This window comes from Pseudomarimonas arenosa, from assembly GCF_014841215.1.
GTDB classification, from domain to species: Bacteria; Pseudomonadota; Gammaproteobacteria; order Xanthomonadales; family Xanthomonadaceae; genus Pseudomarimonas; species Pseudomarimonas arenosa.
The window spans coordinates 22167-43482 of record NZ_JACYTR010000015.1 but is presented as its reverse complement, the minus strand read 5'-3'; the positions used below and the strand labels follow the sequence as shown (position 1 = coordinate 43482).

Sequence of the window (21316 nt, the reverse complement as noted above, 5' to 3'; positions counted from 1 at the left end):
TGCCAGGAGCGTGGATAAAGCGTAGAACGGGTACCGCCGCGTAGATTGAACGCAACGTTAGCGCGCCTGTCGATTGTGGTTTCAAATTCTCGCGCTGCCGTGCGGCGTCGATTCGCAGGTCTGTGCCAAGGGTCGTGTTGGGATTGATTGTTTCGTTGCTTTCGCAGACGGCCATTGATCGATTATTCGTTTCTCATAACATGGAATAAGGCTTTCAGTCATGATCAAGATCGAAAAAGACAAGTCCAACTTCTGGTCCTTCGCCACCAGCGCGGTGTCACTGGTTTTGCCCGTGTTGCTTGGCGCCCTGGCAGACAAGAAGACCGGGAAGCGACCATCGAGCATCCATCGGATAGCGGAGGAAGTCGATGGTAGCGGTGCCATCACGCTTTTTGCCCAGGGGGAGGTGGGTAATCCGGTGGTTACGCTGAACAACACCACCACGTCCACGATGGCCAACCTTTCGTTTATCAGTAATACGGAGCACGGAATTCAATGTGATGTGGTGCAGGTATTGCCTGCATCGGATTCCGTGGACGTGCAGAATCTGTTCCAGCAATACGAGGATGGCGGCAACGTCGGCGTGAGTGTCTATCCGACACCAAGCTCAAGCAATCGCACTCTGAATGCCAGTCTGTTGAATCTGGAAGGCGTGCTGGTGGGCAACAGCGGCACCCAGTTCTCGGTCGGTTTGCCCAGCACCACGGAATCGATCCAGTTCACCGTGTTTCCGACCAAGATCGATATCGTCAATTCCAGCAGTGTTAGTCAGAATGTATCGATCACGGTGGAACAGCCGGACAACGGCGATATGAGTTTCACCCTTAGCACCACGGTGAACCCAAACCAGGCGAGGGCAACGCTGGAGTTCCCGGACGATATTCAGATCCAAACGCCGCTAAATCTAGTGATCGAAACCTTGAACGACAACATCATCGCGGAGAAGCGCGCCAAGACGATGCCAAACTCGGTGCAGGGTTCGGCGTACTACATCATTACATCCGTGGATAACAACAAGAGGTCTATTTCCGCGAACAGCACTGAAGTCACCACCTCCATCACGGATCCCACGCAACCGACGCAGCAGTGGGTGTTCACCCCGGTGTTCAATCCCAATTCGGCCATTCCGCAGGGCGGTTACATGATCAGCCCGAATTCGGATCCCGGCAATTGCATCACGTACAAAGGCGAAGATGAGCAATTGGAGCTGGCTCCTTTCAACAGCAACGATCCCTACAACCAGCTGTGGGATATTGTGCTGTCGAAGGGTTCGAACACGCTGTTTCTGTTCAAATGGAATCAGATCAAGAACAACAATACGGTGATGGAACTGGATGATGACAATGTGATAGCTCACGAACAGTCCACGCCTCACGACAGCCAGCGCTGGACGTTTTCAACTGGCGGCTAATCAGGCAGGAAGAGATTCCTCTGGCTCTGTCGGGGTGGCGGCAGTTTGATCTGGCTGAAAATCCCCCTCACCCCAACCCCTACCCAGGAACCTCGCTTCGCGAGACCCCTGGGCAGGAGAAGATCGGCTCCCTAACCCCACCCCAGCCCTCCCCGAACATCGGGGAGGGAGTTCCGGGGCACCAGCGGGCGCGCGTTGTCAGTGCGCATCGGTCTCTCCCGCGAGGGGAGAGGGGCTTTAACTCGCTTCGGTTCAAGCTCGCTGTGGTTTTGCGAGGCGAGGCCGGGGGAGAGGGGGCGAACCTGCGAAGTGAGCGTCCCCCTCACCCCAACCCCTCTCCCGCGAGGGGAGAGGGGCGAACCTGCTAAGTGAGCGTCCCCCTCACCCCAACTCCTACCCAGGAACCTCGCTATGCGAGGCCCCTGGGCAGGAAAAGATCGGCTCCCTAACCCCACCCCGGCCCTCCGCGAACATCGGGGAGGGAGTTCCGGGGCACCAGCCGGCGCGCGTTGTCGGTGCGCATCGATCTCTTCCGCGAGGGGAGAGGGGCTTTGACTCGCTTCGGTTCGGTTTCGCTGTTGTCGACTTGGAAACAGCAAGCGGAGTCGCCATCGGCCGATGTGTAGTCAACGTCGGATTGCGTCTGCTGTGTTCATCAGGCCAGCGCTCAGGGTGAGCGTGGGATCAGCTGGTTGAGGTTGAGATCGGGATGGGCCAGGGAAATGTCGGCGCTCATTTCCACGCCGGGCACTGGGCGGTTTTCGGCGTGTTGCCAGAAGGTCCAGTTTTGCCAGCCGAATGGTACCTTGGGCATCTTAACGCCGTATTCCGCCATCCATAGCGGGTATTCGGAGAATTCGGGGCGATAGTAGCGATCCCAGAAGGCGGCGGCGGTGTAGATGGCGGGTTTGATGCCGGTTTCCTGTTCGAAGGTCTTGAGGAAGCTAAGCAGGGTGGCGGTCATGTCCCCGCTGGTGTTCTTGCCGAGTAGTTCGACATCCACGGCGGGTGGCAGGGTGCCGGGGTCGTCGCGCAGGCGCGAGGCGAAGAACTTGGCTTGCTGCACCGGGTCGTCTTCGGTGACGTAGAAGTGGTAGGCGCCACGGGCGAGCCCGGTGTCGCGTAGAGCTGCCCAGTGCTGGGCAAACATCGCGTCGGGGTTGTCGACGCCTTCGCTGGCCTTGATGTAAGCAAAGCGGTAGCCATGCGCTTCGACTTGCTTCCAGTCGACCTTGCCGGAGTGGTGCGATACATCGAGGCCGAGGGTTGCGTGTTGCGATGGATCGTAGTGGGTGTCGATGCGTTTCAGCACGACGGTGAAACGTGGTGTGCTGGCGCCTTTGGCATAGAAGCTGGCGTTCAGCGTGTCGGGGCTTTCCAGCGTGGCGTCGATGCGGCTACCGCGGGTGTCTTCGCTCAGGTGCACATGGCGGCCATCGCGATCGATGCTGCCGCTGATGGTGTCGAACTGCTCGGCGTTCTTACCATGGCTGGCACCGCCGTGCAGGGCCGCATCGCCTTGGTGCACTTGCCAGCGGTTATGGCCACGTACGTTCCAACCATCCTTGCTGAGTTGCCAGTACACGCCCATCCAGAGTTCGACCGTACCTTGGCCGTCGCTGGCCGGATAGGTGCCGTGCCAGACGCCGAGCAGACTGGGGGGTTGCGGGTCGCTCGCGGTGGGTGCTGCCAGCGCCAGTCCGCCAACCAGCCAGAGCAGCACTAGCCATAGTGTCTTGCGCATCTGATTCCCCTTGGTTGTGTACCGCGTGAGGAGTATAGGCCGGGGCGGGTCGCGGTGGCGGGCGGTTGGCGCTGAGTAGCGCGAGCCTTGATTGGTCGGAGACATTTCTTGGTCGTTCGAAGTCTCAAAACTCGTCATCCCGACGACGAGGCGCGCACGAGCGCGCCGAAATGCCGGGATGACCACGGTGCCCACCCAGCGCGCTACCATGTGCTACGACTCAAGCGGAGGATTGCCATGCCGTTCTGGCGTCTGCTTTTGTGTTGGATGGCTCTGCTGGCTGCGGCGATCTCCGCTCCGCTGCATGCAGAAGATCGTATTGCCGCTCTGCAGCGGATCGAGTTTCTGAGCAATCTGCATGTAAATCAGCATCACTTCCTGCATGCGCTGGCGCGTGAGCGGGGGGATCCGCTCGACTATTTGCGCGAGCATGCAAAGCCAGCGCTGAGTGAGCCCGACCTGGCGCCCCTGCAATCTGCCATCGACTACTACCGCGCGCATCTGGTCAAGCGGAACCTGTTGTTCGATGGCTATCTACATAACGTAAAGCTGCATCTGATGGAGCATGCCAGCGCGGATGCCCTCAGCGTGGGAAAGATGCAGCAAGGGCTGTATCAGGCCTTGCTGAATACGCGGCCGATCTACGAAGAGCACTTCTGGCCCGCACATGACGCCGCCAATCGTCAGCTGGTGATGCAGACCTTGTCGCTGCTGCGCAAGATCGAGCAGCCGACTTTGGCGCGGATTGAGCAGCTGGCCGCGGGAAGCTGCCCAGAGAAGATTACCGTGCATCTTTCCTGGTTTGCCAATGCCGTGGGCGCCTACACCACGATCGAACCACAGACGGTCGCGGTGATTGAGTCACGTCACGGAGATAGCGCGGTGGGACGCGACAATTTCGTCGAGCTGGTGTTCCACGAGCCGACTCATGCGGTGATTCTGCAAGATCGCGGCAGCGTCGCCGAAGCGATCGCGGCGGCGAGTGACAGGCTGGGTGCGCGGGCGCCGCGCGATCTCTGGCATGCCATTCTGTTCTTCTTTGTCGGCGTGGCGGTGCAGGAGCAGCTGGCTCAGCAGGGGCGGCCGGACTACGAGCTGTACATGAAGCGCAACGAAGTGTTCAAGAGCCTGCATCCGGCGGTGTTGGGCGCGATGCCGGACTATGTGGCGGGGAAGCACAGTCTGCAGCAGGCGGTGGAACGGGCGGTCAGCGTGGAGGAGGAGAGGCGCTGAGATTTCTCAAGCATTTGGTCGCTCTCGGCGAATTGATGGGTTATGCCGTCGGTTCATGGAGAGATCCGAGTTCTTCTTCGAACAATCGCAGAGACCTTGAGCCGAAGCGAGCAAGCCCCTCTCCCCGTGGGGTGAGCTGGGATTTCGAGAAAGGACAGCTGCGAGCCAGCGTTCGGACGTCAGCCCGTCGTAGCGACGAAGTCGCCGAACGCCAACGTGCATGCAAGCCCGATGGCTGGGGTGCGGGTTGGGGTGAGGGCGCAGTCCTCAAGTCCCACTCAGCAGAGGTGGGGTGAGGGCCCAGTCCTCGAGTCCGATTCATAGGCCGTCCGCTTCGGCCTTCGGTGTATAGCCGCGCGCGTAGCTTCGCTCGACCCTCACCCCCGACCCCTCTTCCACGGGGAGAGGGGAGCAAACGACTTGAAGCCCCTCTCCCCTGGCGGGAGAGGGGTTGGGGAGAGGGGGGGCTTGCGCTGCGCAGCAGCGGAGTGAGAGGTTGGGATGAGGCGCTCAGCTTTGCCTTATCCCTATCGCGTGCGGCCTTCAAGGCAGGATCATGCACTCGCCTGTGTACTCGACTCCGCAGCCAGTCGTTCCACTGTCTTCAAAACCGCGGCAAATCCACGGCTGATCGACTTCACCGCGAACCAGGTCAGCAGTGGCCCGGCCACAGGCACGCTAATTCTGAACGTCGAGGTCCACTCTGCGAGGCAGCCTTGTTCATTGGCGGTCAGGGTGATCCGCCCGCCTTGATGTTCCATCGGCGGTTTGGAGCGCAGAATCAGGTAGCCAAGTCGGGTGGGTGGTTCGAACTCGATGATTTCCTCCTCGAACCAGGCGTTGCCAAGATCGATCACGCGCACCGCGCCAAGCCCATTGCGATCGGATTGGCCTGCTCGGGTCACTCTGGCGGCGCGAACGCCGGGAAAGCGGGTATAGCCGGCGTGATCGGCTAGCAAGTCGAAAACGTGATCAATCGGGGAGTTCAGTTGGCGGGTTACATGGATGGTGCGCATGGCGGGCTAGGTATTGGCGGTGTGCCTCACCCTACACGATATTTCTTGAACTGGTAGTCGGATGAATTGCCTGGAGCGCGCTTTGCTCCCCTCTCGCCTGGAGGGAGAGGGCCGGGGGAGAGGGGGCGAGCGAAGTTGGCCTCCCCCTCACCCCAACCCCTCTCCCGCGGGGGGAGAGGGGCTTTGATCCGCTTCGGTTCAGACTGCTTTGTGGCCCCAACTCTTTGCGATATTGCGGAGCCGGTCAGTGCCGCGAGAGGGGATGAAGCTTGGTACTGAACCACAGGCACCCATTTCTTAACGCAATGATTCGCTAGGCAACGCGTTTCTCGCCTCTCCCCTGAAGGGAGAGGCCTGGCGCTTTAGTTGGGGAAGCAGACGCTGTGGGGAACTACCGTCCATGCGGCGGGTGAGGATTGTTGGCCGTAGGGCGAGGTGATCGACACGCGGATGGTGATCGAGTTGGGGGTGTGGATATCGATCAGGGCGGTGTTTTCATTGCTCTGCGGCTGCGGGTTGAAGGTCGATGGACCTTGTTTGGTCCAGGTGTAGGTCAGCCCGGCGCCCTCTGGCTGGGCCAGGCACGAGAGGGTGCAGTTGGCGACGCGCGTACAGGCGATGGTCGGTTCCGGCGGTTCGGCCGGCACATACTTGTAGAACGTGTAGTTCGGAATCGACTGCACCTTGTAAGAGCAGTAGCCGGCCTGCGGCGAAGGCAGGATCCAATCCTGGTACTTGGTGTCGTAGCAGCCGATCAGGCCGCATTCGTGGCTGTCGGTGTAGTCGCAGGTACGGTCGTCGTCATCATCGGCCACGGCCGGAGCTGCAACGGCGAGCGCGCCGAGGGCCAGCGTGAGCAAGGAGAGAGAGAACGGGTTCAGTCTGCTGTGGTGCATGGGGGCTCCGGGTTGGGTATGGGGACTCTGGATAACGCGCGAATTGTTGCCCAATGGGATCAGTGGTTGCCGGACGCCGCGAGCGCCTCCGCCTTGGCGAGGGCAGACAAGCGCGGCAGGGCAGCGCAGCGCTCAGGGTCGGCGGCGAGGCTACTGGCCGTTGCTTCGCTGGCCGCGGTGCTGGTCGCAGCGGGGCAGTCGCAGCGGCGGGTGAGCTTGTCCACCACATCGGATAGCAGTTTCAGGGTCGGCGGGTTGAATGCTGTGTGTGGTTGCGCTACCAGCTCGGCGCCGGCAACGCGCAGCGCCGATGTGCACTTCTGCTGGTCGACCAGGAACTCCAGGTAGGACACCCGCCAATAGTTGTGAATGCTGCTGTCTTGTTCAATGCCGGCCTTGGCGTCATCCATCAGGCGCAGATAGAGCGCATCCACCGTCTCGGGCGGTTGCTCCAGACGGCTGCTGATAAAAGCCAGGTTGAACAGGGCACGCAGACTGTTCGGATGCCCTGGGGCAGTCGCGGCCGACCAGGCTTGCCAGGCGGCTCGGTAGCTCGAGAGTGAAGCGACATGTTCACCGGCCTGGCGCTGTATTTGGGCGCGCAGGCCCAGGAGTCGTGCGTAGGGCGCTGATCGAGTGCCGAACACGGTCTCCAGGCGTGGGGTCAGTGCGTTGACCTCCTGCAGCAGACGGTCGGCTGGAGCAAATCCCCGTTGCAATTCGATTCTACGCAGCTGGGTCAGCACGATGCGTGGATGATCGACAGCGAAACGATGTGACAAGGATGCCAACGTGTTGTCCAGCACTTCGATCGCCTGCGCCGGCTGCTCGTTCAAGCGCAGCGCCTGAGCCAGAAAGATGCGCGCTTCGAACTTCAGCGCATCATCATCGGCAAGTTGGGATGACAGCGAATTCGCTATCTGCAGGTGGCCGACGGCCGCATCGAGATCGGACTGCAGGTAGGCAAATCGGCCGAGCAGAATGCTGTGCTCGACTCGATCTCGCACGCTGGAGCGCGGCAGCACATCCAGCTCGGCTTGCAGGTCAGTGAGTTCGCCAGCCTCCAACTGTGCCCGCGCCTTGAGCTGTCGTAAGCGGCGCACCCATTCATCACTAGCTGTTTCATCGACTGCACCGAGGGCGTCGCGGGTCAGCTGCAGTGCTTCGCTGGGTCGGCCGGCCGACAGTTCGACCTCGGCCAGCGTGGCCGATAGCGTGGCGAACAGTTCGGGCTGCTCTTCACGCAGGGGATGGAGCTGTTCGCGACTGGCATCCAGCACATGGCTCACGCGGGCGTCGCCACCGCTCACGCCCAGAGGGTTGGCCGCAGCGAATGACTGGGTGAGCACGCGGGTGGCCGCTTCCGCGCGGTCGCGCTCGTGCAGGGCGCGTGCGCGCTGCAGCTCAGCGTTCCACCACAATCCGGCCAGCAACAGGGCGGCAAGGCCTGCCAGGGCAACACCGGGGCGATGTCGGCCAACGAACTTGCGCAGCCGATACACCGGCTCGGATTCGCGTTCGCTGATCGGCCAGCCTTCCAGCACGGCACGCAGGTCGCGATCCAGGCTGCCGGCATCGGCATAGCGCTCTTCCGGCGATTTTCTCAGGCAGCGCAATACCACGCGTCCCAAGTCGCCGCGCAGGGCGCGACGCCAATCGGCCACCGAAGCGAAGCGGCGCGATGTGGCCAGCATGGTGTCTGACTCCTTGACCCGGCTGGCCATCGAAGGAGCCGGGGCATCGAGTACGCGTTGCTGGTAGCGAACCGGCGAGGCATCGTCGCTGTCGGTGAACGGGTCGTTGCCGGAGAGCAGTCGAAACAGCAGCAAGCCGACGGCATAGACATCGGTGGCGGTGCTGGCAGCCTTGCCCGACAGCTGCTCCGGCGCTGCGCTCAGCAGGCTGAGAAAGCGATCGCTGGTGACCGTGGCACTGGCAGAGGACGCGTCGGCCAGTCGCTTGGCGATACCGAAATCCACCAGAAACAGCTTTCCCGAGGCATCCACCAACACATTGTTTGGCTTGATGTCGCGGTGCACGATCAGGCGCTGGTGGGCATGCTGCAAGGCGGCGAGCAGCTGGCGAACCAGGGCGACGCGCTGTGCCAGTGTCTTGCCTCGCGCATCACACCACCGATCGATTGGCTCGCCATCCACGAACTCCATCACCACATAGGGCGCACCCTTCTCGCTGAAACCAGAGGCTATGTAGCGGGCAATATTGGGATGGTCGAGTTCGGACAGTACCTTGCATTCGGCCTCGAAACGTTCGCGCAGCTGGTCCGGTGAGCGTTCACTGTGCAGCACCTTCACCGCGCGAACCACGCGTTGCGCATCGTTGCATTGAATGGCGCGATAGACCTGGCCCATGCCGCCGCTGCCGACCAGGTCGAGCACCTCGTAGCCGGGCAGGGTGGGCAGGGTTGTCGAATCGGCCAGTGATACAGGGCGCTGCTGTTCTGCAGCTTCGTATTCGGCGTCGAGCTCGATCAGCCGGCGCAGCTTGGCGGCCAGCGCCGGCGCGGCGTTTTCAAGGTCAGCCAGACGCCGCCCCTGGTCGTCTGGGTTCAGCGCGACCAGGGCTTCGAATGCTGATTGCAGTTGCTCAAGATCGGTGTCACTCGTCATCGGCGGCGGCCAGGCCTCCCAGTCGCTCACCCAGCCAGGCGCGGGCGAAGCGCCAATGCCGCACCACGGTGGCGGTGGAAATGTTGCAGCTCGATGCGATCTCGTCCTTGGTCATGCCGGAGAACAGCTTGAGCTCCGCCACGGCGGCGATGACCGGCATCTTTTCAGCCAGCTCGCGCAACGCCGATTCAAGATCAAGCAGCTCGCGATCCTCCTCACTGCCTGGTAGTTCGGCGGTGGGCAGCGTGTCGAGCGAGCGCAGGTTTTGCTGGGCGCCACGCTTCTCGGTGCGTCGACCGCGCAGATAGTCGAGCGCGGCTCGCCGCATCAGCATGCCGATGACACCGATCAGCTGTTCGCGGTTTTCCCAGCTGACCCGTCGCTGTGGCTCAAAGCGCAGATAGGTTTCGTGCACCAGTTCGGTGGCGCTCAAGGTGAGCTGGCTGCCAAACTGGCGCAGGTTGCGTGAGGCCATGCGCTTAAAGGCCGGATACAGCGACTCCATCAGCAAGCCCTGTGCTTCTGCCTCGCCGCGGCGCAGCCGACTCAGCAAGTCGGTGATGTCATGCTCGCTATCGCTGCTCATGCGGTTCAGACGCCGGTTCTGTGGGAACGTGACGATCCTGCCGCGATCAAAGGATCGAAGTCGCTCAGAACGTCGGCCAGCCGCGAAGGCTACCCGAGGGAGACGCATGAATCCAGTCCAGGCTTGCCGTGGCCGATGGTCCCGACTGATGCCTGCGGTCAGTGGCGGGCGCAAGAGAGGCGATCGGGGGCGATCAGCCTGCGCTGGCAGCGGGTCTTGCCGCCCATGCCGACAGGGCTTCTTCGATGGCTTCGGGCCGAAAGCCGCGAATCTGCCGATTGCCAATCAGCAGCACCGGTACGCCGGGCGCGTTCAGGCTCTCGACCCAGTCATAGGCCTGCTTGGAGTTCTCCAGGTCGAGATCGGCAAACTCGACGCCACGCTGGGCAAGAAACTCTCGGGTCTGCTTGCAGTATCCGCACCAGCTCGTCCCGATCAGCACCACATCCTGGCCGGTAACACTGCGCTGCAGCGAATAGTCGCCAGCGATGAAGGTCTCGGTATCGGCCTTGAACCAGGTGGCGGCAAGTCCACCGAGCGCTGCACTGGCCGCGGCCAGGATGAGCATCAGGAACGCCGTTTTCAGGTGCTTGAGCATGTTTCATTCCGAAGGTTGTGCGCGCAAGCGCAATGTTGAGTGGCTGGGGTAACCATGCAGCCGGCGATCATCCGGCTGCATGGCCGAGCTCAGACTGGGCTTACAAGTAGGTGCCGCAGTCGGTCAGGCATTCGCGGCGACGACGCTCGCACAGCACGGCCTTGTCCGGCGTATAGGTCATGCACAGGCGGTATTCCTGCTGGCAGGCGCGGAAGCATTGCGGGTCCGGGTAGACGTCGGCGCGCGCGCTGGTAGCAAACAGCGAACCGGTGAATGCGGCAACGGACAACGACATCGCCAGGGCGAATTTCATTTTCATCAGTGATCTCCAACAGCGGAATGGGGCTCGCTTGCGGCGCCGGCCGTGGCGGCTTACACCGAGCGAGTGCAGACAAATTGCCTGCCACCATGAAACGCGCGCTTTGGATGCAAACAGGATCACACGGCCACCGCCGACGTTGCGGGCCGCGTGAGAGACTGCACCGGAGCGATTTGAAGCCCCTACCCAGGAACCCCGCTGCGCGAGGCCCCTGGGCAGGCAAGGATGGGCTCCCTAACCCCTCCCCAGCCCTCCCCGAACATCGGGGAGGGAGTTTCGGGGCATCAGCCGGCGCGCGTTGTCAGTGCGCATCGATCTACCCAGGAACCCCGCTGCGCGAGGCCCCTGGGCAGGCAAGGATCGGCTCCCTAACCCCTCCCCAGCCCTCCCCGAACATCGGGGATGGAGTTTCGGGGCATCAGCCGGCGCGCGTTGTCAGTGCGCATCGATCTACCCAGGAACCCCGCTGCGCGAGGCCCCTGGGCAGGCAAGGATCGGCTCCCTAACCCCTCCCCAGCCTCCCCGAACATCGGGGAGGGAGTTTCGGGGCATCAACCGGTGCGGCGAAAATCGGCGCACATCGATCTCTCCCCCGCCAGGGGGGAGGGGAGCAAAGTCTGACTCAAGCGAATCAAAGAGTTAAGTAGTCGCTTCATGGAAAGGGCTTTGGTGAGGGCCGGATGTCCTTGAGTCCTTGTAATGACCAGACGCACGGCGTGTTCGGACCCTCACCTGCCCTTCGGGCACCTTCTCGCACAGGGAGAAGGGTGCAAAGCACCAGCTCGGTGGGCGTTGCGCCCACCCGGCTCAACTCGCGTAGCGGCCGAATACCAGCGATGCGTTGGTGCCGCCAAAGCCGAAACTGTTGCTTAGCACGTAGTTGAGCTGTGCATCGCGCGACTGGCGCAGCAGGGGCATATCGGCGGCCGCAGGATCCACTTCGCTGATATGGGCCGAGCCGGCCATGAAGCCATGCTTCATCATCAACAGGCTGTAGATCGCTTCGTGCACGCCGGCGGCTCCCAGCGAGTGACCGCTGAGCGCCTTGGTGGAGGAGAACGGCGGCATCTCGACGCCGAACACCTCGCGCATCGCGCCCAGTTCGGCCAGATCACCGACCGGGGTCGAGGTGCCGTGGGTGTTGATGTAGTCGACCGAGCCGGGCAGGCCGGCCAGGGCCTGGCGCATGCAGCGCACCGCGCCCTCGCCGGACGGCGCGACCATATCGGCGCCGTCGCTGCTGGCGCCAAAGCCGACCAGTTCGGCCAGAATGTTCGCGCCGCGCGCCTGCGCGTGCTCCAGGCTCTCCAGCACCAGAACGCCGCCGCCGCCGGCAATGACAAAGCCATCGCGACCGGCATCGTAAGGGCGTGAGGCGGTTTCCGCCTGTTCGTTATTGGTCGACAGCGCGCCCATGCCGTCGAACAGACAGCTCATCGCCCAGCTCAGTTCTTCGCCACCGCCGGCAAACATCACATCCTGTTCGCCCCAGCGAATCTGTTGGGCGGAGACGCCGATGCAGTGCGCCGAGGTGGCGCAGGCCGAGGCGATCGAATAGTTGAGACCCTTGATCTTGAAGGCCGTGGACAGACAGGCCGAGACGGTGGAACTCATGGTTTTGGTGACGCCGTAGGCGCCGACCCGACGCACGCCCTTGGCGCGCAGGGTGTCGCAGGCTTCGCTCTGGGCCAACGAGGAGGCGCCGCCCGAGCCCATCATCAATCCGGTACGCACATTCGACACCGTCTCGGGCGGCAGGCCGGACATGGCAATCGCCTCGTCCAGTGCGACATGGGCGTAGGCCGCAGCATCGGCCATGAAGCGGCGCGCCTTGCGATCGATGCGGGCTTCCAGATCGATCTGCGGACGACCCGCCATATGGCTGCGCAAGCCGAACTCGACCGCTTCGGCATCGATGCGTATGCCCGAGCGGCCGTGCTTCAGCGCATCGACCACGCTGGCTTCGTCATTGCCGAGGCAGCTGACGATGCCAAATCCGGTGACCACCACCCGACGCGGAGCCATCATGCGCTGGCTCCGCGTTCGAACAGGCCGACGCGCAAATCCTGCGCACTGTAGATCTCCTTGCCGTCGACCAGCATCTTGGCATCGCCAATAGCCATGATCAGCTTGCGCTGGATCACCCGTTTGATATCGATCACATAGGTCACCAGCTTGGCGCTGGGGCAGACTTCGCCAAAGAACTTCACTTCACCGACACCCAGGGCGCGACCGCGCCCCGGCAGTTTCTTCCAGGTCAGGAAGAAGCCGACCAGTTGCCACATCGCGTCGAGACCCAGGCAGCCCGGCATCACCGGGTCGGTCTTGAAATGGCAATCAAAGAACCACAGGTCGGGATTAACATCAAGTTCCGCCTTGATCAGGCCAAGGCCGTGCTCGCCGCCTTCATCGGCGATATGGGTGATGCGGTCAAACATCAGCATCGGTGGCGCCGGCAGGCGGCCGCTATTGGCGGAAAAAAGCCTGCCCTCGCTGGAGGACAGCAGTTGTTCGCGGTTAAACGATTCGATCATGATCCCGGAATCCACAACGCAGATTGCGTGCAACGGCCGGCGATTATTCACCATTCTGTGTGTCAGCGAATCTGTACGTCACCGCATGGTGGCGCTGCGAGTTCAGCCTTGCAGGCTGCTTCGCAGCGCTTGCAGACGTTCCGGCGTGCCCACATCGATCCATACGCCGGCGTAGTGTTCGGCGCTGATGCGCCCTTTGGCAATCGCCGCGTGCAGCAATGGCGCGAGCCGAAACCGTGCTGGCTGGCGGTCTGCGGGCGCCAGCTCACCGATCACCAATGGCCAGTCGTCGAACAACTCGGGTCGATAGACACCGATGCCAGAATAGGTGAGCCTGTGTTCACCACTGCTGATCAGTCGTCCGTTTGAATCAACGGCGAAATCGCCCTGAGTCGACTGCGCAGGCGGGTCAACCAGCACCAGATGCGCCAGGCCATCGGGTGCGCGCGGCAGGCTGGCGTATTCGAAGTCGGTGAATATATCGCCATTGACCAGCCAGAACGGTTCGCGTCCGAGCAAGGGCAGGGCGTTCAGCATGCCGCCGCCGGTTTCCAGTGGGGTCGGGCCTTCATAGAGATACCGAATGCCAAGACCGAAGCGGCTGCCATCGCCCAGCGTCGCTGGAATCTGCTCGGCCAGCCAGGAGGTGTTGATCACCACATCGGTGACGCCAGCGGCGGCCAGACGTTCGAGATGCCAGACGATCAGCGGCTTGCCACCCACCTGCAACAAAGGCTTGGGCGTGAGATCGGTCAGCGGCCGCATGCGCTCACCGCGCCCGGCAGCGAAGATCATCGCCCGCATCAGGCGTGCTCGGGCTGCAGGGCCACCGGCTGACACAGATCGCGCTCACCGATCACCCGTTCCAGCAGTTCGATCAGCGGTCGGATCTTTTCATAGCGGCGGCCGACGCGCTGGGTGTAGCGCCAGACCAGGGGAAGATCACCGAGGTAGCCGGGCTTTGCATCGCGATACCAGAGCCGACAGAAGATGCCCAGCACCTTGATGTGGCGCTGCAGGCCCATCAGGTCGAACCAGGTGTTGAGTTGCTCGCGATCAAGCTCTGGTCCACCGGCGGCGGCCAGGCGCTGGCGGTACTGATCGAGCCAGGCATACACCTGCTCGTCTGGCCACTCGATATAGCAGTCGCGCAGCAGTGACACCGGATCATAGGTGATCGGGCCGCGCACCGCGTCCTGGAAATCGATCACCGCCAAGGTGCCATCCTGCTGAACCATCAGATTGCGCGAATGGTAGTCGCGGTGCACGAACGCCTGCGGCTGCGCCGCCGCATTGTCGAGCAAGGCCTGAAACGCTGACTCGATGACATCCCACTCCTCGCACTCTGGCGTGTAACCAAGATGCTTTTGCAGGAGCCAGGCTGGCATCAGCTCCATTTCGGTGGTCAGGCGCTGGTGATCGTAGGTCGGCAAGCCGCTGGCATCGAGTCGCTGCTGCATTTGCACGATGGTGTCGATGGCCGATTGATAGTGGCCATCGACCGATGCCTGGCTGAGCAGCGGTAGCAGGGTCTGGCGGCCAAGATCACTTAACAGTAGAAATCCCTGCTGCAGATCCTCGGCGAGGATCTGCGGGGCGGCGATGTCGGCAGCATTGAGTTGCCGAGCCACCTGCAGCCAGGGGCCGAGATCTTCGCGCTCGGGCGGCGCGTCCATCACGATGCGCGAGGGCGTGATGCCCACGGTGCGCCAGTAGCTGCGAAAGCTGGCATCGGCCGAAGCCGACTCCAGTTCCAGCGTGGGGCAGCTCAGGGCGTGGCGGGCGAAGGCCAGTCGGAGGTCGGCGCGGGTGCTGGACATAGACCGTGAATCAGTGAGTGAAGGGTGGTGGTGCGCCCAAGACGCACCCTATGGAATGGGCGGGGCCATTGAGTGCAGACAGCGTGACATAGGGTGCGTCTTGGGCGCACCAGAGGGCATCAAGCATCCCGCTGTCGAAATCAATCACGCAGCAACTCGCCAAGATGCGCCACACTGCTTTCGTTCAGCGCGGTCAGGCTGTAGCCACCTTCCAGGATGGACACGATCCGGCCTTGCGCGTGGCGATTGGCGATCTGCACCAACTCGGCGGTGATCCAGGCGTAGTCGGCCGCCTGCAGATTCAGGCCGGCCAGTGGATCGAGCCGGTGCGCGTCGAATCCGGCGGAAACCAGGATCAGCTCCGGCTCGAACTGGTCCAGTGCAGGAAGAAGATGTTCAGTATAGGCGCGCCGTACGAAGCTGCCATCGGCGCCTTCCGGCAGTTCCAGATTCAGCACCTTGCCCGCGCCTCCATGCTCGGAACCCAGCCCGGTGCCTGGGTACAGCGGCGCCTGGTGCGAGCTCAGATAGAAGGCGCCCGCTTCGTTCCACAGAATGTCCTGCGTGCCATTGCCATGGTGAACATCGAAGTCCACCACCGCTACGCGCTGCAGTCCGCGCCGACGCAGGGCATGCAAGGCGCCGATGGCCACCGCGTTGAACAGGCAAAAGCCCATCGCCTGCACCGCGGTGGCATGGTGGCCGGGAGGGCGCACTGCGCAGAATGCCCGCCGATCCTGGCCGTCGATCACCTGATCAATTGCTTCGATCATGGCGCCGACCGCGCGCAGGGCGGCTTCAGCCGAATGCTGGCTCATCGCCGTATCGGCATCTATGCGGCGAAAGGCAGGGGGCGGCGACAGCAATACCTGTTCGATCATCTCGGCGCTATGAGCCAGCCGCAGGCTGTCGCGGTCAGCTCGCTGTGCCTGGGTCCAGTGCAGTTGAGGAAACGCGCCGTCGATCGCCTCCAGCACAGTCGCAAGCCGTTCCGGCGCTTCCGGATGGCCTGGGCCGGGCAGATGTTGCAAGCAGATTGGGTGAGTGTAGAGCAGCATGCTGAGAGTGAGATGTGGCCGGATTCTGGCCACGCAAGCGATGACAAAGCGACGATTCATGGTCCGTCGCCGGATTGGGTCGTAGCATAGCCCAGTGAGTTCCAGATAATCCCTCCGCCTATGGGAGAGATCGATGTGCCCCGATTTTCGTCGCACCGGCGCCCCGGAACTCGCTCCCCGATGTTCGGGGAGGGCGGGGTGGGGTTAGGGAGCCGATCTGTTCCTGCCCAGGGGCCTCGCGTAACGAGGTTCCTGGCTGGCTAGGGGAGCAGCAGACTTGTAGGGTGGACCTGTGGCCCACCGTCGGAGAGCCAATGGTGGGCCACAGGCCCACTCTGAGGTTCACGATCACCGGCCTGGCGTAGCTTCGCCCGACCCTCACCCCCGGCCCCCTCTCCCATGGGAGAAGGGAAAAGCAGCAGGAAGCGAAATGTCGAACGAACAAATGGATGTGTTGATTGTTGGCGGTGGCCTGGTGGGCTGCAGCCTGGCCATTGCCTTGGCCGAATCGCGCTGGAAGGTGGGCTTGGTGGAAAGCCAGGCCGGCGGCCAGGCGGCGCCCCCCAGCTTTGATGAACGCAATCTGGCCTTGGCGCGGGCAAGCTTGAATGCGCTGGGCGCGATGGGGGTGCTGGATCGGCTGCCGCGCTCGCCGGCAGCGATCGAGCAGATTCATATCAGCCGGCAAGGCGATCTTGGGGTCGTGCGACTGGCGGCCAGCGACTACGGCGTCGACGCCCTGGGCGGTGTGGTGATGGCGCGCGATCTTGGACTTGCGCTGCAGGCGCGCTGTGAGCAGCTCGGCACGCCGCGCTTCGCGCCCGCTACCTTGCAAGCGGCCGAGCCGATCGAGTCGGGCTGGCGGGTGACTCTGATTACGCCGCAGGGCGAGCAGCAGGTGCGGACTCGCCTGCTGGTGGGTGCCGATGGAACCGATAGTCGTGTGCGGCAGGCGCTCGATATCGGCGTGCAGACTCAGGATTATCAGCAAAGCCTGATCGTCTGCAGCGTGCAAAGCAGTCGTAAGCCCGATGGCCGGGCCTGGGAGCGTTTCAGCAGCACCGGGCCGGTCGCCTTGTTGCCGCGCAATGATGGGCGTTTCGGCGCGGTCTGTGGGGTGGCCAGCCACCAACTGGCTGAGCAGATGAAGCTCGATGATCAGGACTATCTCGAGTATCTGCAGCAACGTTTTGGTTGGCGCGCCGGGCGTTTTCTGGCGGTCGGCAAGCGGGTGGCCTATCCGCTGCGGGCGACGCTGGCCGAGCGATTGCTGGGGCCGCGTGCCGTACTGGTCGGCAATGCCGCGCAAACCGTGCATCCGCTGGGCGCACAGGGGTTCAATCTGGGGCTGCGTGATGCACTCAGTCTGGCTGAGTGCCTGGCCGAAACCGATGATCCGGGAAGTGAATCGATGTTGGAACGCTATGTTGAGAGACGCCGGCAGGACCGCGCATTGACTCTGGACTTCAGTCATGGCTTGGCACAATTGACCGCACGTGAGGGAGATGCCATGCATGCCGGACGCAGCCTGGCCCTGTTGCTGCTCGAACGCAGCGTTGCACTGAAGGCCAGGATGGCGGCTGGTGCCATGGGCTTTCGCGGCCAGGTGCCGGCGCTGGCGAGGGCCGCACGATGAGTCGTGCCGGCTCACGTCGCGAGGTGGCGGATGCCTTGGTGGTCGGCGCTGGTATCGTCGGCGCCGCAGCGGCGCTGGCCCTGGCCAAGCAAGGTCGGCGGGTTCAGCTGATCGAGCGTGCGGTGCCGCCGGCTTGGTCGGCCGAGCAGCCCGATCTGCGGGTGCTGGCTTTTGCGCCGGACAATGCTCGTCTGCTGGAACAACACGGCGTTTGGTCGGCGGTCGAGCCCTATGGCTGGCCCTACTATGCGATGCGAGTCTGGGATGCCGGTGGCGGCGGCGAGCTGCATTTCAGCGCCGAACAGGCCGGCCTGCCTGAACTCGGCTGGATTGCGCAGAACGCCCTGCTGGTCGATCGACTGTGGCAAGCAGTGCGCGCCGAAAGCGACATTCGAGTGCATTGTCCAGCCAGCGTGGTGACGCTGGAACAGGATGATCAGGAGGTGCGGATCGAACTGGATGACGGTCTGCGCCTGCGCGGCCATCTGTTGTTGGCGGCCGATGGCGCCGGCTCACCGCTGCGCGCAATGCTCGGCATCGAGTGTGACAGCCATGACTACCAGCAGAGTGGCCTGGTCGCCTATGTGGAGTCGGAACGCGATACCGAGCACACCTGCTATCAGCGCTTCCTGCCGAGCGGGCCGCTGGCTTTCTTGCCGGTGGCCAAAACCTGCAGTTCCATCGTGTGGTCGTTGCCCAGCGTGGAAGCCGAGCGTCTGTCAGCCCTGGAAGAGGGCGCGTTTGTCGATGAACTGGAGCGTGCCCTGGATGGTCGACTGGGGGGCCTGCGGCTGGTCTCGGCGCGGCGTAGCTTTCCCCTGCGCCGACAATTGGCCAAGACTTACCAGCAAGGCCGCTGCCTGTTGATCGGCGATGCCGCACACGTGGTGCATCCGCTGGCCGGTCAGGGTGTGAACCTGGGGCTGCGCGATGTGGCTGAATTGTTGGTCCGCACTCAGGGCCGCGACGACCTCGGTGACCCACACCGACTGGCCGCCATCGCCCGTCACCAGCGCTCGGCAAATGCAGTGGCCGCCTACAGCTTCGATGGCCTGAATCGGCTGTTCTCCAACGACGCACTGCTGCCGACCCTGCTGCGCGGCCCGGCACTCGGCCTGGTCGACAAGATCGCGCCCTTGAAGGCGATGTTCCTGCGCCGCGCGGTGGGCCGATAAGCGTTTTGGCAAGCACAGTCAGCCTTGACGTGTCGCTTCGCTCAGGCACCCTTCGGCAGGCTCAGGGTGCGCAAGTTCGGTCGCCGAACCATCGCTGAGCCTGTCGCACGGCCCTACGCTTCACCCATAGGGCGGGCGTTTGGCCCACGGCTTAGGTTGGGGGTTCGCTACCGCCACTCGCCTGTTCAGGGAATCTCGTTAGCCCGTGCGGCAATCTTAGCGCATAGTTCAATCGCCGCTGCCATGCTGGAGGCGTCGGCCTCGCCCTTGCCGGCCAGTTCCAGAGCGGTGCCGTGATCGACTGCGACACGAGGGTAGGGCAGGCCCAGGGTGATATTCACTGCGCGCTCGAAGCCGCTGAACTTCAGCACCGGCAGGCCTTGATCGTGGTACATGGCCAGCACGGCGTCAAAGTGGGTCAGCTTGCGCGGCAGGAAGGCGGTATCGGCCGGCAGCGGGTCGCTGAGTTGAAAGCCCTGCGTGCGCAGTCGCTCGATGACCGGGATCATCACCGCCTTTTCTTCGCTGCCGAGCAGGCCGTCTTCGCCGGCGTGCGGGTTCAAGCCGAGCACGGCGATGCGTGGTTTGCCGATACCGAACTGGCGGCGCAGGGCGCGATCGGTGATGCGGATGCAGCGTTCCAGCAGTGCCGGGGTGATCGCTTCGGGCACTTCGCGCAGCGGCAGGTGCGTGGTCGCCAGTGCAACTCTTAGTTCAGGCGAGGCCAGCATCATCACCACATCGGTGTGGGCCTGATCCGCCAGTAGCTCGGTGGTGCCGGTGTAGGCGATGCCACCCGCATTGATATTGGCCTTGTGTACCGGCCCGGTGACCATGCCTTGCAGCTCGCCGCCGATACAGGCCTGGCCAGCAGCCAACAGGGCATTGATGGTGGCGCGCGCGTTGTCGGGGTCGGGTCGACCCATCACCACCGGCTTGGACAGCGGGAACGGGGCCAAGGCCAGGGCGCCAGCGTGGCTCGGTGCATTGATGTCCAGCAGTTCCAGCGGAAGCTCAAACGCGGTGGCGGTGTCTTGCAACAGGCCCGGGTCGGCATAGGCGACCAGATCCACCGGCCAGTCGCGCTGGGCAAGTCGAACGCACAGTTCCGGGCCGATGCCGGCCGGTTCGCCGGGCACCAGGGCAATGCGTGGACGGGCGGGCATCAGCCCGCGCTCCGCCGCTGGGTTGGCAGGCGCGGCGTCTTGCGCGCGGCTGAGATGACCGCGGCGCGCCGCAGGTAGGCAGTCTGGATGGTGGCCTGGTGCGTGAGCAAGGCCGGATCCGGATCAGCTGCCGAGGCGTAGCTCGACGAAGCTTTCCTCACGCAGCTGACGCAGGAAGCGTTCCATTTCCTCGTCAGACTTGCGTCGGGCCAGCATCTCACGAGCGCGGTTGCGCTTGCTCTCTTCGGTGACGTCCTGCACGCGGCTTTCCAGACGTTGGATCAAATGCCAGCCGGCTTCGGTGCGGAACGGTTCTGAAACCTCACCGTCGCTCAACTGCAGCACTTGCTCACCCACTGCATTGCCCCAGGCGTAGGCATGGAACCAGCCCATGTCGCCGCCGGCGTTCTTGGTCATGGTGTCGTCGGACAATGTGCGCGCCAGATCCTCGAATTTCTCCCCAGCCTTGATGCGGGCGTGGATCTCGTCGATCTTTCGCTTGGCTTCATCCATGCTGACCAGATCGCCGGCACGAATCAGGATGTCGCGCGCTCGGTATTCGGTGACGGTTTCTTGCTGCTGCTGGTCGCGCGAGTCGATCAGCTTGAGCAGGTGATAACCGCTCTGGCCGCGAATCGGCGGGGTCAGGTCGCCCTTGCTCATGCCCTCGACGACGTTGGCGAACATCGGCGGCATCTCATCGAAGCTGCGCCAGCCGATATCGCCGCCTTCCAGCGCATTGGGTGCGTCGGAATAGCGAATGGCAGCGGCGCTGAACTCCATTTTCCCCGAAGTCACCAGATCGCGAACGCCCTCGGCCTTGGTCAGCGCGGTGCTGATTTGCTCCTGCGTGGCGCCGTCGGGCACCGCGATCAGGATCAGGCCGATGCGTACCTGGCCGGTCTTCATACTGTCACTGGCCAGAGCGATGTCGATTTCGGTGTCGGTGACATTGACGCGGTTCTGAATCACCGACTGACGCAAACGCTGACTGATGATCTCGTCACGCAGGTTGCGGCGGAACTCTGCGAAGTCCATGCCGTCGCGGGCCAGCTGCGCACGCATCTGTTCCGGAGTGATGCGGTTCTGTTGCGCAATCGAACGAATCGCCTGCTCCAATTCACCGTCGCCTACGCGGATCCCGCCGGCCTCGGCACGCTGCAGCTGCAATCGCAGCAGCACCAGTCGCTCCAGCACCTGCTTTTCAAGAATATTGCGCGGCGGTAGCTGAGCCTGACGATCGGCGTACTGGATCATGATGTTGCTAACGGCGGTATCCAATTCGCTACGCAGGATCACGTCCTCTTCCACCAGGGCGACAATGCTGTCGAGCTGATTGGAGACCAGCGCCTGGGCGCGGCCGGTGGGGGAATAGGCGAGCGCGGCCAGGGCAGCGCCCAGCAGGACGACAGACAAGGCACGCGGCAGCAGATTGAATGAATAATGTGTCATCGGCGGTCAGCCATTGGAAATCGAGGGATTGTGAGCGGCATTGAA

General features: G+C 63.0%; 18 protein-coding genes. 4 read left to right on the top strand and 14 right to left on the bottom strand.

Going from position 1 to position 21316, the window contains the following annotated elements; all coding sequences use genetic code 11:
- Nucleotides 1-220 precede the first annotated feature (220 nt).
- Nucleotides 221-1411, top strand: coding sequence for an RICIN domain-containing protein (locus tag IFO71_RS09455; RefSeq protein WP_192029389.1), 1191 nt, complete (start codon nucleotides 221-223; stop codon nucleotides 1409-1411).
- A 667-nt stretch (nucleotides 1412-2078) separates the two neighbouring features.
- Here IFO71_RS09455 and IFO71_RS09450 read toward each other — a convergent pair.
- On the bottom strand, nucleotides 2079-3155 hold the full coding sequence (locus IFO71_RS09450; protein WP_192029388.1) for a glycoside hydrolase family 25 protein: 1077 nt from the start codon (nucleotides 3153-3155) through the stop codon (nucleotides 2079-2081).
- 237 nt (nucleotides 3156-3392) lie between these two features.
- On the opposite strand from IFO71_RS09450, the gene IFO71_RS09445 reads away from it, so the two are divergent.
- On the top strand, nucleotides 3393-4388 hold the full coding sequence (locus tag IFO71_RS09445) for a hypothetical protein (RefSeq protein ID WP_192029387.1): 996 nt from the start codon (nucleotides 3393-3395) through the stop codon (nucleotides 4386-4388).
- A gap of 554 nt (nucleotides 4389-4942) precedes the next feature.
- Here the strand turns inward: IFO71_RS09445 and IFO71_RS09440 are convergent.
- The 11 genes from IFO71_RS09440 to IFO71_RS09390 form a co-directional block, all read right to left on the bottom strand.
- Nucleotides 4943-5404, bottom strand: coding sequence for an SRPBCC family protein (locus IFO71_RS09440; protein ID WP_192029386.1), 462 nt, complete (start codon nucleotides 5402-5404; stop codon nucleotides 4943-4945).
- A 362-nt stretch (nucleotides 5405-5766) separates the two neighbouring features.
- On the bottom strand, nucleotides 5767-6300 hold the full coding sequence (locus IFO71_RS09435; RefSeq protein WP_192029385.1) for a hypothetical protein: 534 nt from the start codon (nucleotides 6298-6300) through the stop codon (nucleotides 5767-5769).
- Between the two features lie 59 nt (nucleotides 6301-6359).
- Nucleotides 6360-8927, bottom strand: a complete 2568-nt coding sequence (locus IFO71_RS09430) for a serine/threonine protein kinase (protein ID WP_192029384.1) — start codon at nucleotides 8925-8927, stop codon at nucleotides 6360-6362.
- The gene (locus tag IFO71_RS09425) at nucleotides 8917-9513 is read right to left on the bottom strand and encodes an ECF-type sigma factor (RefSeq protein WP_192029383.1); all 597 of its coding nucleotides are present in this window, start codon (nucleotides 9511-9513) and stop codon (nucleotides 8917-8919) included. The genes IFO71_RS09430 and IFO71_RS09425 overlap by 11 nt, the downstream gene beginning before the upstream one ends.
- Before the next feature lie 193 nt (nucleotides 9514-9706).
- Nucleotides 9707-10111, bottom strand: coding sequence for a glutaredoxin family protein (locus IFO71_RS09420; protein ID WP_192029382.1), 405 nt, complete (start codon nucleotides 10109-10111; stop codon nucleotides 9707-9709).
- 100 nt (nucleotides 10112-10211) lie between these two features.
- Nucleotides 10212-10430 carry a hypothetical protein gene (locus IFO71_RS09415; protein ID WP_192029381.1) on the bottom strand — a complete coding sequence of 73 codons (219 nt, stop codon included), beginning with the start codon at nucleotides 10428-10430 and terminating at the stop codon, nucleotides 10212-10214.
- Between the two features lie 807 nt (nucleotides 10431-11237).
- A complete protein-coding gene (gene fabB / locus IFO71_RS09410) occupies nucleotides 11238-12455 on the bottom strand; it encodes a beta-ketoacyl-ACP synthase I (protein ID WP_192029431.1) in 1218 nt (405 codons plus the stop codon).
- Nucleotides 12455-12964 carry a 3-hydroxyacyl-[acyl-carrier-protein] dehydratase FabA gene (gene fabA, locus IFO71_RS09405; protein WP_192029380.1) on the bottom strand — a complete coding sequence of 170 codons (510 nt, stop codon included), beginning with the start codon at nucleotides 12962-12964 and terminating at the stop codon, nucleotides 12455-12457. Before fabA ends, fabB begins: the two co-directional genes overlap by 1 nt.
- Nucleotides 12965-13066: 102 nt before the next feature.
- On the bottom strand, nucleotides 13067-13768 hold the full coding sequence (gene murU, locus IFO71_RS09400) for an N-acetylmuramate alpha-1-phosphate uridylyltransferase MurU (RefSeq protein WP_192029379.1): 702 nt from the start codon (nucleotides 13766-13768) through the stop codon (nucleotides 13067-13069).
- Nucleotides 13768-14784, bottom strand: a complete 1017-nt coding sequence (locus tag IFO71_RS09395; protein WP_192029378.1) for an aminoglycoside phosphotransferase family protein — start codon at nucleotides 14782-14784, stop codon at nucleotides 13768-13770. Before IFO71_RS09395 ends, murU begins: the two co-directional genes overlap by 1 nt.
- Before the next feature lie 140 nt (nucleotides 14785-14924).
- On the bottom strand, nucleotides 14925-15842 hold the full coding sequence (locus tag IFO71_RS09390) for a histone deacetylase family protein (RefSeq protein WP_192029430.1): 918 nt from the start codon (nucleotides 15840-15842) through the stop codon (nucleotides 14925-14927).
- 430 nt (nucleotides 15843-16272) lie between these two features.
- Here IFO71_RS09390 and ubiH point away from each other — a divergent pair, with 430 nt between their 5' ends.
- Complete coding sequence (gene ubiH, locus IFO71_RS09385) at nucleotides 16273-17478, top strand: 2-octaprenyl-6-methoxyphenyl hydroxylase (RefSeq protein WP_192029377.1); 1206 nt, start codon at nucleotides 16273-16275, stop codon at nucleotides 17476-17478.
- Entirely contained in the window at nucleotides 17475-18653 is a 1179-nt protein-coding gene (locus IFO71_RS09380) for an FAD-dependent oxidoreductase (protein WP_192029376.1), read from the top strand. The genes ubiH and IFO71_RS09380 overlap by 4 nt, the downstream gene beginning before the upstream one ends.
- A 185-nt stretch (nucleotides 18654-18838) precedes the next feature.
- On the opposite strand, the gene pdxA is transcribed toward IFO71_RS09380, so the two are convergent.
- Both pdxA and IFO71_RS09370 read right to left on the bottom strand, forming a co-directional pair.
- Nucleotides 18839-19819 (bottom strand): 4-hydroxythreonine-4-phosphate dehydrogenase PdxA, encoded by a 981-nt coding sequence (pdxA, locus tag IFO71_RS09375; RefSeq protein WP_192029375.1) that lies wholly within the window; start codon nucleotides 19817-19819, stop codon nucleotides 18839-18841.
- A gap of 123 nt (nucleotides 19820-19942) precedes the next feature.
- Nucleotides 19943-21271: a peptidylprolyl isomerase gene (locus IFO71_RS09370; protein ID WP_192029374.1), complete on the bottom strand. Its 1329-nt coding sequence runs from the start codon at nucleotides 21269-21271 to the stop codon at nucleotides 19943-19945.
- Nucleotides 21272-21316: the final 45 nt, after the last annotated feature.